Source organism: Chamaesiphon polymorphus CCALA 037 (assembly GCF_003003845.1).
In the GTDB taxonomy this organism is placed as follows: Bacteria; Cyanobacteriota; Cyanobacteriia; order Cyanobacteriales; family Chamaesiphonaceae; genus Chamaesiphon; species Chamaesiphon polymorphus.
Genome location: NZ_PVWO01000116.1, coordinates 1 through 13,174, shown reverse-complemented (window position 1 = coordinate 13,174; position 13,174 = coordinate 1). Strand labels below are relative to the sequence as shown.

Genomic DNA, 13,174 nt, shown 5'->3' with positions numbered 1-13,174 from the left:
GATGTGTATAAGAGACAGGCCGGGGATGATATCGTGAAATTGATTGAATAATGTTTGCTTCCAGGCTGTCTCGATTTGCAGTTTGAGATCTGCGGGATAATCTTGCTGACTGACGATACAGGCGATCGACGACCAGAGTTCGGCCTGATATAATAAATCCTCACAGAGCCGATTCGATCGCTTTTGCTCGGCGTGAGTGGTAAAACAACCGCGATGGAATTCTAGATATAACTCGTCTCGCCACACTGGTAATAGTTGACTGTCGGCTCTATTTGCCAACTTATCCAGATATTTAACCGCCGTCGTAAATTCTAGATCGGGAAATACATCCGACTGCGACCATCGATCGGCTAATTCCAACATATCACGCGTCGGCCCACCCCCATGATCGCCGATGCCGAATAGATACAGCGACTCATTTATGCCCGTATCGGTTTGCCACTTACAGGCATAATCCATCATCTTCAACGGATCGATGCCCTCGCCAATCGCCGACGACATCAAACTCATTACCCGGCTCCCATCTGGAGCTTCCCACCAAAATAATTGATGCGGAAATTGTGTCGTATCGTTCCACAAGAATTTCTGCGTCACAAAGTAATCGATACCACCTTGCTGGAGTAACTGCGGTAATTGCCAGCAAAATCCAAACGTATCCGGGAGCCATGCGACTTGAGTATGCGCGCCAAATCTCGATCGGTTGTATGCTTGTCCGTAAATAATCTGCCGCGCGATCGATTCTCCCGAAATTAAGTTTAAATCTGGTTCGATCCACATCCCACCGACAATTTCCCACTTACCAGCCCGCACCTGCTGACAAATACCTGCAAAGATTTCCGGTTGGTTTAGTTCCATCCACTCATACAGCGCAGGCGTAGAATGACAAAAAGTCAAATCGGGAAATAATTGCTGTAAACTCAGACTCGATCGAAACGTCCGCTCCGCCGCTTCCCAAGTCTCGCTTACCTCCCACAACCAAGCCATATCCAAATGAGCATGTCCCAACAATTGAATCTTATTTACTAAAATCCCCTCCTCCGAGGAGCTGGAATAAAAAGTTCCCTCCTCGGAGGGGTGCCCGAAGGGCGGGGTGGGTAGATCTCCACCGCAGCCCAAGATCCCCTTAATTTCTTGCTTGAGCTGTAGAATATGTTCGATAAACCGACGACTATCTACCCCCAGTAAACCATAATCGATCCGATCGATAATTCCCGCCACCTCACCCAACCGAGCCGGAGCAAAACTCGCCACCTGCTTTACGATCGTCGCCAACTCATCCGCCAACCAACCCGGCTCTGGATTTGTCGGCTCTGCGGACTCAAAAATCAGCCGCGATCGCATCAAAGCACCGATATCGTGTCCTGGACTAATTAACCTCAACCGCACGTCTACAGCCGTTCCAGGTACCACTGCGGACATCAATAACACTCGCGGACTATGGTCGAATAAATCGCCCTCCTGCACCAATCGCCCATCGACAAATACCTGCGCCAACTCCGCCCACCAAGTAAAAGCCAGCCGACAAGATAGACTAGTAACAGGATAACCATCGAGATCGATCGGCATCACCACCTTTTGCGCCAACCAGATCTCCTGTTGCCCCCGTTCCCAAGCAATCTGCCCCTTTTGATTTAAGCTTGCCAGTTCCCAATCATTCGGATCTGCATCTACAGAGCCAGCCCCCAGAAACATTTTCCAGCCAGCCAGAAGATCTCGCTGACTGAGATTCCGCAGTCGATCGAGGGAGATCTCAATCGACGATACAAAACTTTGCTCGGAATCATTCATAGTTTCGCTAAAATCTTAGATATTAAAAAAAAATAACTCAACATCGCGCTCAGTTTTGAGACCCATCTTCATAATTTAAGTATTAATTAAGATCTCGATCGCCTCAAAATTTACTTCTGGCAATTAAAAACAACTTACTATCGGCTATTCACGATCGATCTGTGCCTCTACTGTTGGTGCTGTTGGGTTTCGCTTTGTCTTGACTCGCTAAACCGTCGGCAAAGCCGACGAGCGCGAGTCGCTGCTCAACCCAACCTACATACTATCAATTATTAACTAAACCCCATGTCTGGAACCTACCAAAGCCGAGTCTTCACCTTTATCAGTAAGCGCACCGATCGATTGAAAGATACCTGCGTTCAAGGTTTGCGACATCTTAAGGTAGCAGTTGTTTGGACTGGTCAAATTTTACTCTATCCGCTCCAGCTTCTGGCTCAGAAACTAGAGAACTTGCAACCCCGACTCGCGCCACCACCTCCACAAAAATCACTACCGCAGCCAGCTTCCGATATTAACATCGAACAGGCTCTAGAGTCGATCGTCGAAGCTGGATATCCGATCGAGATAGCCGATGGTGCCGGATTGACAGTAGAAGATTGGTCTATTATCGATGAAAATAGCTGGAATGATGGGCGCGAACTTGTTGCCAACCCAAGCCAAGCAGCCACCTATAATTCCCGCGCATCCAGTCAAGTTCGCTCGCGCAAACCAATTATTCGCGGACTCAGTTCGTTATTAAGCGATCGACAATTAGTCTTAGTAACTACCGAAAACGAGCTATTAGATCTACTCACCATTTCTCAACAACAAGAAATTCGGCGTCAGATTGGACTCGACATTGCGATCGCTTGGCATCGATGGTGTGCGGATAAAATCGCCAGAGATCGAGCTGAACATCAAATATCTGACGAGGGATCTGTATTGCTTGACGAAACAACCAATCGATGGTTAGAAGTCGAACGCGAACATTTGACAAATCCAGCTTTATTGTTGCACGGTAAAATCGACCTAATCGAACCAGAAATACCATCGCCAACTTTACGCGATCGATTGCAGAATTGGTGGCAAAATGTTACTAACGATCGATCGGAATCTCAACCTGTTACCCCAAAAGTTCAGCTCGAACTACCATCGTCTAAATACCCATTCACACCCCGATCGCCAAGACTGAATAGATTCCTAGATCTGCCACAACTCCCACCAATTATCGAATCACAACCCACCCCCATCCAAGAGCGTCCGGTTCTAGATACTCTTACCAAACTCCAACCAAATTGGCTTAAAAAATGGGTTAGTTACTATCGCGATTATTTACATATCCCGTCGAAACAAGATAGTAATATCGTCCATCAGCCAGCAGAATTTAAGCTAATTCCGATCGATCCAGAACCCCAAAAAGTCAAATATACAGAAATTGTCAAAAGACAGACCTCTAGCCTCAAAAAACAAGGCTCAGGGCGCAAACAAACCACTGGCAAAATAGCCAAACAAGTCAATTTAGATGCAGAAGATCGCCTAGATGTAGCTGGTGGTAAAATCTCCAAGCAAGTCGATTTAGATCCAGAATATTTTCCAGATTGGATCGAAGCAGATTCCGAACTAATCGGTTATAGTCGATCGCCATTAGATCGATTCTTAGCATGGCTCGATCGCATCGTCCTAGCGATCGAAAACTGGCTGATAAAAATGTGGGAGATAATTACTAATAATCCCGCTCGTAATTAATTGATAATTGATAATTAGGTTTGTATGATGGGGCTTTAGCTAATGCGATCGATATTAGTCTTCAGGGTAAGCGATATAGATCGGCAATAAATTGATATAGTACTCTTTGAGCATTCGTTGATCGAATCGAATCTTTAGTAGGATAAAATAATTCGGAAATCAGCGGTAGAACTTCCGTATCTAAAGCATCCCGAAAAAGATCTGTCGGTAAAATTAATTGCGCCGCGTCGCGCAGATCGTGAAGGAATTCTAAGTTAAAACTTTCAGGATTGGATCTCGCGATCGCCAGCGGTTTCACCCAACAGCGAGATGATATCTGAATGATATCTATAACTTCAGCAAACAGATGTAAATTCTCTCTGTCAATGCAAACAATTCGATCTGTTTTGAATTCTACTATTGAAGGTTTATCGGTCATTCTATTTCGAGAATATTTATCGTTCGGTTGAGGGTAATGGTATTCGCTCTATAATTATTTTAACTCCGATCGTCAATAGAAAGATACTGCTACCCAGATCCCCGACTTCTTTAAGAAGTCGGGGATCTGTCCTCACCACCACCAGTAAATCAAGAATAAATAAATAAATGCAGGAATATAAAAATATTATCGATTGCTACATAGAAAAGTGGGATAAGATCCTCTTTTCAACCCAACCAGTCGATCGAGATAAAGCAACCAATGCTATCATTGATGCTTACCGTGCAATCGATTTATCTCCACCTGAAATATTTTTTCTAAGCAGTCCATCTTTAGAGCAAAATTCATTTTTTCAATCGGTTTCTTATGATGATAATCCATATCCTATTCGTGTAAAGTGTCTGCTGTATGACAAAATAATAGCTGCCTTGCAGAAAGCACCAGTCAAAACTATCGATCTAGATCCTCGACTTACACTAGATAATCTCCAATTCAATACTCGTGGTCACATATTTGAAAATTTGTGCAGTATATTGTACGAGTTACATGTTTACGATATTCATTGCGGTCGCAATATGAATTTTCATAAAACATTGGACGATGAGCTATCGGGAACTAATGCTTGGCCTTTTGACTTTTACATCGACCACATTAGCGATCGACCTGATACAGAAATATGGAACATTCTTAGAACGTTATGCGAAGAATGTCCCTATTTAATAACTTATGAGAAGGTTTGTCTGGTTATAGATCGACCTTCAGAATTATATCTCGATCGAGAACTAGTTCCTCATGCTGAAGGTAAGGCAGCCATTAAGTATGCTGATGGCTACGAACTTTATTGCAATCGTGGTACTGTCATCCCTGCTAAATATGGTCAAGTTCATCCATCAGAATGGAAATCGGAATCGATCGTGTTTGATGAGGATAATAACATCATCACAGAAGATTTAGAATCTATTATCAGTGTGCTGATATGTATTGGCTATAAAAAATTTAGCAAAGAGTTGCCAGACATAAAATATCGATACTGGAATAGTAAACAAGAATCTCTTAGAACCTGTGTTGATTTTATAGAATATTCATTAGGATATATTCATCGGTGGTTAAATTTTCACTATTATGATTATTACGGCCTTGGAGAAAGTTACTATACTCTAGAAGAAGTTGTAGATTGGGAGGCACATCGTAAATATTTAGAAGGATGGTATGAGAGAGAGCAAAGGATGTACAAAAATTTGCCATTTAAAGTATCTGAAGAGCTAAAAGAATTCTATCGTATGTACTTAGGAGATTATCAACTAGCACCCAGATTAGATTTTCAGCCACTATCGAAGGCCGTCGATAATTTCAAGCCAAATTTCAATGATTATCTATTGCCTATTTCTTATGGCGATCGACAGGAAATATATTATGTCCTCTGCGATAATATCCGCCGACCATATTCTCATGTTTATTGTCAATTCCCAAACTCAGAACCGTTTGTATATGCCGAATGTATTAGCAGCCTGATGGCTACGATCGCGCAGTGTTATCGAGATGGTAGTTATTATGTCGAGCTTGACGAACAGTCGGGAAAAAAAGAAATCAAACAGGATTTAGATAAAATCGATCCTATTTTTGAGAAATTCAATCCAGAACAAATCGATAATTGGCGGAAGATGTGGAGAACACAATCGTTAGAATAAATAGCTTAAAAACAGGAATTGAATTTGCCACCAATATTGAGTTTACAGACGAGGATCGATCGGTTCGCTCTCCAACGCTAAGACGCCAAAAACACATTCATGCACCTGACGTAAAGGCAACTTCGCCGCAAACCGTTCCAACGCCTCCACCCCCAAGGCAAATTCCCGCAATGCCAGATTTCGCTTGGCACCCAAACCCCGCTGGCGCAGCCGCTCTAGATGTTCTGGTAGATCGTATTCGGGGCCATAAATAATCCGTAGATATTCAGATCCGCGTACTTTAACAGCGGGTTGAATCAGACCTTTGCTACCAGAATTGATAAACTGCATCGGTTTGACGACCATGCCTTCGCCGCCAGCTTGGGTTAACTCTTCCCACCATTGGGTGGCGGCGGTGACTGCGGCTTCGTCTTGGAGATTGATGGTGCGATGGGTGGTTGCGAGTAAGATCGAGTCAAATTCACACACTTTCGCAATCTGGTTCATGTGCCACAGGTGATCTTTGTCGGTGTGTACCGCGCCCTCGGTAGCCATAATATGGAATGGTGCAAGCTTGAAATCCTCGATCGAGTCTACATTCCAACAGTAACGACGGTAAGCATCGACATATTTGTGTGCCATACTCGATCGAATCTGCAATTTTTCGAGTTGGGGTGCGACGGCAATCCCACGATCGAGTGCTTGTTGAAATAGTTGCGTCGCATAATCTAAACTATGATTTGCCGCCGCACCAACGGGGGCATATTGGGCGCGGAGCAAGCCCTGCGCTTTGGCAGACCACGGCATCAACTCGCAATCCAAGCACACCCAGTCTGTCTCTAAGCGTTGCCAGAAGTCGCTGGCAGTTAGAGCCGCACGAATGCGTTGCAATACAGTAGTTTCGAGTTCGGAATTGTCAAAAAATCTGCGTCCCGTGCGGGTGTAACAGATGCCGATGCCTTCGCCAGTAATCCCAAACCGTTGCTCGACAGTTGCTTCATCCCGACAGATGACGATAACTGCGCGCGAACCCATGTGTTTTTCTTCGCAGACGACTTCATTAATACCCATCGATCGATAATAGTCGAAGGCTTCGGTGGGATATTCGAGATATCCTGGTAGCTTGGAAGTCGCGACGGGGGACATCGTGGGCGGTAGATAAATCAACCATTTGGGATTGGCGGCAAATCTGCTCATCACTTCCAACGCCGCGATCGATCGATCTGCTTGAATGGCAATACTTGCTTGCAGGCGGGTGGTAATAAACCGTTTGCCCAAGACATCGGCGATGTCTAAAATATCATCATCTTCCTGCTGGGCTGTGCGTTCGCTGGCGGTTGCATCTAACGGTCTCATTGGCTCGTAATATACCTTCGCCGCCGGGACTTGGACGATCTCTCGCTCTGGATATTTCAAAGCCGTTAGTTTACCGCCAAATACGCAACCCGTATCGATATCGATCGTGTTATTCAGCCATTCCGCTTCTAGGACGGGCACATGTCCGTAGACTACCGTCGCTTTGCCGCGATATTCTCGCGCCCAGTTTGCGCGCACGGGTAGCCCATATTCGTCGATCTCGCCTGTCGTTTCGCCATACATGGCAAAAGAGCGGACGTGACCGGAAGTGCGGCCTTGTAGCTCCTCTTTGAGGCCAGCATGAGCGATAACTAGCTTGCCATCATCGAAGATATAGTGGCTAATCAGGGAGTCGATAAATTGCGCTAATTCGGCACGAAATTCGGTCTGGAGTGGTTCGGGTAAAGCTTCAATTTCGGCGACAGTTAGCTCTAAACCATGATTGAGTTTGACATTTTTGCCGCGTAAATAGCGCAGTAATTTAAATTCATGGTTGCCACAAACGCAGAGCGCGCTCCCCGCCGCTACCATGTTGCGGGCGAGTTTGATTGAGTCTACATTACGGATGCCTCGATCGACCAAATCGCCGACAAACATTACCTGTCGTCCGCCAGGATGTTTATAAGTGGGAAAGTCCCAGCAAGGCTGTTGTGGTCCGGCGTGTGGTTCGTAACCTAACTGCTGGAGTAAGATTTCGAGTTCATCGCAGCAACCATGAATATCGCCGATAATATCGAATGGCCCCGCTTCGGTTTTACGATTATTCCAGAGTGGTTGACGTTCGATTTCGACGTTATTAACTTGTTCGACGTTGGCTAGAATATGGACGTAACGAAATTCGCGATCGAGATGACGTAGCGATTTTTTCAGGTTCTCGGTATGCCGCTTGACAACATGAATGCCAAAGTCGCGATTCTCGCGCTGTTGATTGCGATCGTGACACAATTCGGCTGGTAAATTAAAGACGATCGCGACGGCAAAGCAATGATAATCTTTGGCTAATTGCAATAACGGTTTGCGATCTTCGGGCTTGACATTCGTCGCATCGATAACCGTCAATCTGCCAGCCTTGAGGCGTTTAGCCACAATATAATGCAGCAACTCAAAGGCATCGGTAGTCGCTGCTTGGTTGGTTTCGTCGTCACAAACGATCGATCGACAATAATCGGATGAGATAATTTCGGTAGCCAAAAAATGCTTGCGTGCGAATGAAGATTTCCCCGAACCGGATGCACCGATGAGGACGACTAAAGAAAGTTCGGGGATATTTAATTTCATATTTTCTTATCTCAAGTCTCGGATCGATCTCACCATCAATAAACAACTTATACATGATAAGCAGTAATTACAATACTTTTATCCTCGCTGTAAATTGATTCGACAGTTCTGAAAGTCAGATGTATCCACCAAAATTTAACTCTTCTACCTTGAGCTGGCGCAGAGCCAGAAATCGAATATCCAGCATTCGTCATCAATTCTTCAAACTGGTTTGCTGGTAACACTTTCTCGCTAAATCCCCCAATGCCATCGATTTGATGTTTATCGAGGGTCATAGGACTGATGATAAGTCGTGAATATCCGGTAGCCAGGAAGAACTAAGGCTATCCCGTATCGGCTATTTAACATTCCAGGATACTTGTATGGTGTATCGTCTGGCTTCTCTCCAAACAGGCGTAGAGTATAATTTCCAATCCAGATGTACAAGCCAGGGAGGAGTAAGTCCATGCTGTAAGCGATCGCTCTTTTCCTTTCGCTGACAACTGCTTCTATCTCTGCATTTAAATTTTTGGATGGAGAAGTAGCACTCATGCTGTATTGCTTAAAATTGCCGATGACCTAATTGTATCCGAGCTACCGATCTCTTGTCACGAAATACCGATCGAGTTTTCCTATTCTACTATTTTATCTTCATCATCCTCAAAATAAATATGGCGTTGCTGATTTAAGGCATGATTTCTCACTTCGATACCCTCTTCTCCCCGCTATTCCCTCTAGCTTTTCATCCCTCAATCCAGCAACGCCCACAAATCATTTAGGATTGCTATCTAACGTGAGTTCGATCGACAAAAATATTCACAATACAGACTTAGACATAAACTATAGGTCTAAATTACACCCGATCGTTAACGATCGAGGGGAGATCTTGTCCTTTTCTTTGACTCCAGGTAATACTAAATATCGAATTGAAAATATTGTTTTGCAAGCGAAATTTATTAAAAGATCGCGACATTATTGTCTAATTTAAAAACAATGCAGCAATTTTTCATGATTAAAGTTACCTACAACTTTCAGAAGCGATTGTCAATAGTCCTATCGATAGATGCCAGAGACTTGCAATGATTTTAAGATATTAATATGCTGGCGAAACATAATGTAACTCATAGAAAGGATCGAACTCATTTTGCAGGTACTTGGTGTCGCAATTCAACAGGCTGAATTTATGACAGTTAAGCAAATTATCCGCACGAGCAACTTCGGACACAAACACAAAGCTGTGAGTATTTTTGGGCTGTAATGTTGCCAATTATCAGGCGATATATCTTAAGTATAGATAATTGATAATCATAAATAATTGAGGAATCCTATGTCAGCTATTCTCTTTGGCTCTATTAGTACGATCGCGGATACCTCCGAATTGCAAAGACAAGCATTCAATCGAGCTTTTCAGGCTCATGGACTCGACTGGTGTTGGCATCGAGAAGAGTATTTAACCATGCTAGAAAAAAGTGGCGGTCGAGATCGCATTGCCGAATACGCAGATGCGATCGGACAAACAGTTGATGCAGCGGCAATTCATCGATCGAAGTCCGAATTTTTTCAAAATAGCTTAACCGCAGATCGGGTGCACCCTCGCGCTGGCGTATTCGAAACAATCCAGGGTGCAAAAAGCCAGGGTTTGAAGGTGGCTTTTGTAACCACGACTACTCAGGAAAATATTTTGTTGCTGATGGCAGCTTTGCGATCGAGTATTCAAATTACTGATTTCGACCTCATCTTAAATGCCGATAGCGTAGATCGCCCTAAGCCAGATAAAGCTGCCTACACTTTCGCGCTAGAAAAGTTGGGAGAGAAGTCGGCTGATTGCATTGCAATTGAAGATAATTTAGGGGGAGTAGAATCTGCGATCGCGGCGGGTATAGATTGCATCGCTTTTCCGAATGAAAATACCGCTCATCACGACTTTAAAAGAGCTAGTTACATGGTCGATCGATTAGATTTCGATGAATTGCAAAAATTTATTATGAGTAATTAAAGCGATCGAATGAGTAAGCTGTACAGCAAGAAATTATGATCGAGGAAAACATTAGTTTTTGTGCGCTTTCACCATTTGGAGCCGAAGTGAATGAGCTTAAAATTACGGAGATAAACGATCGAGATCTAGCTTCTTTAAAACATGTTATTGCGAGTAATGGCTTGGTCGTATTTAGGAAGCAAGCAGTTAGTGATGCAGACTTTGTAGCTTTCCTGAGTCGATTAGGGCCGATGACTTTTACAGCGGGAGAGACCCCAGTGTCACATCAACCCGAGCTGAATGTGGTTAGCAATATCGGGCGAGAGCGGCCACCCAGAAGCGTTTTTCATACAGATACTAGTTATGTTGCCAGACCGCCTGCCTTCACGGCCTTGCGCGCTCTAACTATCCCTGCATCGGGTGGCGACACACTATTTTCGGATCAGTACCGTGCTTATGAGACATTGCCCGCAACAGTCAAAGAGCAGCTTGCCGATGCGCGGGTGCTGCATGTCATGTCTGGGCTATCTCTAGACGATCGCCAAGAAAACCAAAGTTGGCATCCCTTGTTTCTGCGGCATCCTCTTTCCGATCGATTGGCCTTATTTTTATCGACCCCAGAACGCTGTCAGGCCATCTCTGGCATGGCGGTAGACAAAGCGCAGCGGCTCGTTAGGTTGCTCTATCAGCACTCTATTCGGCACTACAGACTTTACCGTCACAGATGGCAACCAGGCGACATCGCAATCTGGGATAACCGTTGCACGATGCATCGTGCCGACCACTCACAGGTAATTGGCGATCGATTATTGCATCGGGGAATGGTGTTGGACGAACCGATTGTCTGAGCGAGCCTAACCCTGCGGGGATTCAGCAAGGAGATCCGATCGCTCGCCTTGATAATTATTAGAAAGATTGTTAAGTTTTACAAAGAGCTATTGAGTGGCACCTATCAAAGACATTAGGAAAATACAATGACTAACGTTCAGGCAACTTTCAAGGCTACGGAAACAGCTTTTCATGTTGAAGGATACGAAAAAATTGACTTTAGTTTGCTCTATGTCGATGGCGCATTTGCCGTTGAGAACGCAGAGATTGCCGAGAGCTACCGTCAATTCGGTCGCTGTCTGATGGTCGTAGATGAAGTGGTGTATGGTTTGTATGGCGATCGGATCCAAGCCTATTTCCAGCACTATCAAATCGACCTAACGGTCTTTCCAGTGTCAATTAAGGAGACAGACAAGACGTTACAGTCTGTTGAGAGAATTGTCGATGCGTTTGCAGATTTTGGTTTGGTGAGGAAAGAACCCGTTTTAGTTGTTGGCGGTGGTTTAACCACAGATGTCGCGGGTTTTGCTTGTGCAACTTATCGCCGTCGCACGAACTATATCCGAGTACCGACAACGCTGATCGGGCTGATCGATGCCAGCGTAGCGATCAAAGTAGCCGTCAACCACGGTAAATTGAAGAACCGACTGGGTGCTTATCATGCTTCGCAGAAGGTGATTCTAGACTTCTCGTTTCTTAAGACGCTACCTGTGGATCAGGTGCGTAATGGCATGGCAGAGCTGATTAAAATCGCTGTGGTTGCCAACAACGGCATCTTCGAGCTGTTGGAAAAACACGGCGAAGACCTGTTGCATACCCACTTCGGTTACTTAAATGGCACGCCAGAGTTACGGCAGGTCGCGCACAAGGTCACGTATGATGCGATCGAGACCATGCTCGGTTTAGAAGTACCTAATTTACACGAGCTAGATCTCGATCGAGTGATTGCTTACGGTCACACCTGGAGTCCGACACTGGAGCTAACGCCAGAGATTCCGATGTTCCACGGTCATGGGGTGAATATCGATATGGCCTTCTCCGCCACCATTGCCCAACGGCGGGGGTATATTTCGGTCGGCGAGCGCAATCGGATTTTAGGATTGATGAGTCGGATCGGTCTGGCGATCGATAGCTCTTATTTGACTCCCGAATTGCTGTGGAAAGCTACAGAATCGATCGGCAGGACGCGGGATGGCTTATTACGTGCAGCCGTTCCTCACCCGATCGGGAGTTGTTCTTTCCTTAACGATCTGACCAGGGCTGAGTTAGACGAGCACCTAGCGATTCACAAAGAAATCTGTCGTGACTATCCGCGCGGTGGCGATGGTGAAGACATGTTTATGTCATTAGAATCGGTTGCGCCTACTTCAGTAGGGGTACAAGCATGAGCTTAGTTTCTACATCTTTGCAATCGCCCAGACCCGTGACACCACTGGGGATTTTAGCCGCAAAACTGGAAGCTCTGAGTCAGCAACTAGCAGCCTCAGACATCGATCCCAAGCTGAAGTCCGAATTGCACCAAGCTTGCGAGTTGGCAAGTGGATTAGATCCATACATCAGTCACTGTACAACGCCAGAGTCTCCAGCTTTAGCATCGCTCGTGCGGCATACTCAAGCCGAAGACTGGAGCCAACGGTTTGCCGATCGCGAAACCGGACATCAGTTAGAGCAAGAAATGCTCTCAGGACATGTCGAAGGTCAATTTCTCAAATTCTTGGTGCATGTCACCCGATCGCAGCGAGTATTAGAAATCGGCATGTTTACTGGGTACTCAGCTCTGGCGATGGCTGAAGCTCTGCCAGATAATGGCGAATTGGTGGCTTGCGAGGTCGATGCTTATGTGGCCAAGTTTGCCCAGGCATGTTTTAACGAGTCTCCGAGCGGGCACAAGATCTCGGTCAAAGTGGCACCCGCAATGGTGACGCTAGAACAGTTAGCCGCTGTGAATGAGACGTTCGATTTAGTCTTTATCGATGCCGATAAGGCGGGTTATGTAGACTATGTGAATTTCTTGCTAGACAATGACTTGCTGACATCGCACGGTTTTATCTGTGTTGATAATACGCTGATGCAAGGGCAACCCTACTTAGCGGGTGAGTCTACCGCGAATGGGGTAGCGATCGCCACGTTTAACCAGACGATCGCGGACGATCCTCGGAT

11 protein-coding genes are annotated in these 13,174 nt (G+C 45.3%); 6 read left to right on the top strand and 5 right to left on the bottom strand.

Annotated features, from left to right (window positions below; all coding sequences use genetic code 11):
• A partial coding sequence (locus C7B77_RS11265; RefSeq protein WP_146138270.1) for an alpha-mannosidase occupies positions 1-1,788 on the bottom strand: 1,788 nt, incomplete at its 3' end.
• A 285-nt stretch (positions 1,789-2,073) separates the two neighbouring features.
• On the opposite strand from C7B77_RS11265, the gene C7B77_RS11260 reads away from it, so the two are divergent.
• The gene (locus tag C7B77_RS11260) at positions 2,074-3,513 is read left to right on the top strand and encodes a hypothetical protein (RefSeq protein WP_106304266.1); all 1,440 of its coding nucleotides are present in this window, start codon (positions 2,074-2,076) and stop codon (positions 3,511-3,513) included.
• Positions 3,514-3,574: 61 nt separating this feature from the next.
• Here C7B77_RS11260 and C7B77_RS11255 read toward each other — a convergent pair whose 3' ends face one another.
• A complete protein-coding gene (locus tag C7B77_RS11255) occupies positions 3,575-3,931 on the bottom strand; it encodes a hypothetical protein (RefSeq protein ID WP_106304263.1) in 357 nt (118 codons plus the stop codon).
• A gap of 167 nt (positions 3,932-4,098) precedes the next feature.
• On the opposite strand from C7B77_RS11255, the gene C7B77_RS11250 reads away from it, so the two are divergent.
• On the top strand, positions 4,099-5,619 hold the full coding sequence (locus tag C7B77_RS11250; RefSeq protein WP_106304260.1) for a DUF6745 domain-containing protein: 1,521 nt from the start codon (positions 4,099-4,101) through the stop codon (positions 5,617-5,619).
• A gap of 42 nt (positions 5,620-5,661) precedes the next feature.
• Here the strand turns inward: C7B77_RS11250 and C7B77_RS11245 are convergent, their stop codons facing one another.
• From C7B77_RS11245 to C7B77_RS11235, 3 genes are read right to left on the bottom strand one after another with little or no spacing between them, the layout of a single operon-like run.
• Entirely contained in the window at positions 5,662-8,232 is a 2,571-nt protein-coding gene (locus tag C7B77_RS11245) for a polynucleotide kinase-phosphatase (protein WP_106304257.1), read from the bottom strand.
• A gap of 47 nt (positions 8,233-8,279) precedes the next feature.
• Complete coding sequence (locus C7B77_RS11240; protein WP_106304254.1) at positions 8,280-8,507, bottom strand: hypothetical protein; 228 nt, start codon at positions 8,505-8,507, stop codon at positions 8,280-8,282.
• Positions 8,494-8,763, bottom strand: coding sequence for a hypothetical protein (locus tag C7B77_RS11235; RefSeq protein WP_106304251.1), 270 nt, complete (start codon positions 8,761-8,763; stop codon positions 8,494-8,496). The genes C7B77_RS11240 and C7B77_RS11235 overlap by 14 nt, the downstream gene beginning before the upstream one ends.
• A gap of 775 nt (positions 8,764-9,538) precedes the next feature.
• Here C7B77_RS11235 and C7B77_RS11230 point away from each other — a divergent pair.
• The 4 genes from C7B77_RS11230 to C7B77_RS11215 all read left to right on the top strand — a co-directional run.
• A complete protein-coding gene (locus C7B77_RS11230) occupies positions 9,539-10,207 on the top strand; it encodes an HAD family hydrolase (RefSeq protein ID WP_106304249.1) in 669 nt (222 codons plus the stop codon).
• A gap of 35 nt (positions 10,208-10,242) precedes the next feature.
• Positions 10,243-11,034: a TauD/TfdA dioxygenase family protein gene (locus tag C7B77_RS11225; protein WP_106304246.1), complete on the top strand. Its 792-nt coding sequence runs from the start codon at positions 10,243-10,245 to the stop codon at positions 11,032-11,034.
• Between the two features lie 126 nt (positions 11,035-11,160).
• Entirely contained in the window at positions 11,161-12,402 is a 1,242-nt protein-coding gene (locus C7B77_RS11220) for a sedoheptulose 7-phosphate cyclase (protein ID WP_106304243.1), read from the top strand.
• The coding region (locus C7B77_RS11215) for an O-methyltransferase (protein ID WP_106304240.1) at positions 12,399-13,174 on the top strand (776 nt) is incomplete at its 3' end. The genes C7B77_RS11220 and C7B77_RS11215, both read left to right, overlap by 4 nt.

Excerpts from the sequence above, each read along its gene's own strand:
- C7B77_RS11260 (WP_106304266.1), top strand. The coding sequence starts at position 2,074 with ATGTCTGGAACCTACCAAAGCCGAGTCTTCACCTTTATCAGTAAGCGC.
- C7B77_RS11255 (WP_106304263.1), bottom strand. The coding sequence starts at position 3,931 with ATGACCGATAAACCTTCAATAGTAGAATTCAAAACAGATCGAATTGTT.
- C7B77_RS11250 (WP_106304260.1), top strand. The coding sequence starts at position 4,099 with ATGCAGGAATATAAAAATATTATCGATTGCTACATAGAAAAGTGGGAT.
- C7B77_RS11245 (WP_106304257.1), bottom strand. The coding sequence starts at position 8,232 with ATGAAATTAAATATCCCCGAACTTTCTTTAGTCGTCCTCATCGGTGCA.
- C7B77_RS11240 (WP_106304254.1), bottom strand. The coding sequence starts at position 8,507 with ATGACCCTCGATAAACATCAAATCGATGGCATTGGGGGATTTAGCGAG.
- C7B77_RS11235 (WP_106304251.1), bottom strand. The coding sequence starts at position 8,763 with ATGAGTGCTACTTCTCCATCCAAAAATTTAAATGCAGAGATAGAAGCA.
- C7B77_RS11230 (WP_106304249.1), top strand. The coding sequence starts at position 9,539 with ATGTCAGCTATTCTCTTTGGCTCTATTAGTACGATCGCGGATACCTCC.
- C7B77_RS11225 (WP_106304246.1), top strand. The coding sequence starts at position 10,243 with ATGATCGAGGAAAACATTAGTTTTTGTGCGCTTTCACCATTTGGAGCC.
- C7B77_RS11220 (WP_106304243.1), top strand. The coding sequence starts at position 11,161 with ATGACTAACGTTCAGGCAACTTTCAAGGCTACGGAAACAGCTTTTCAT.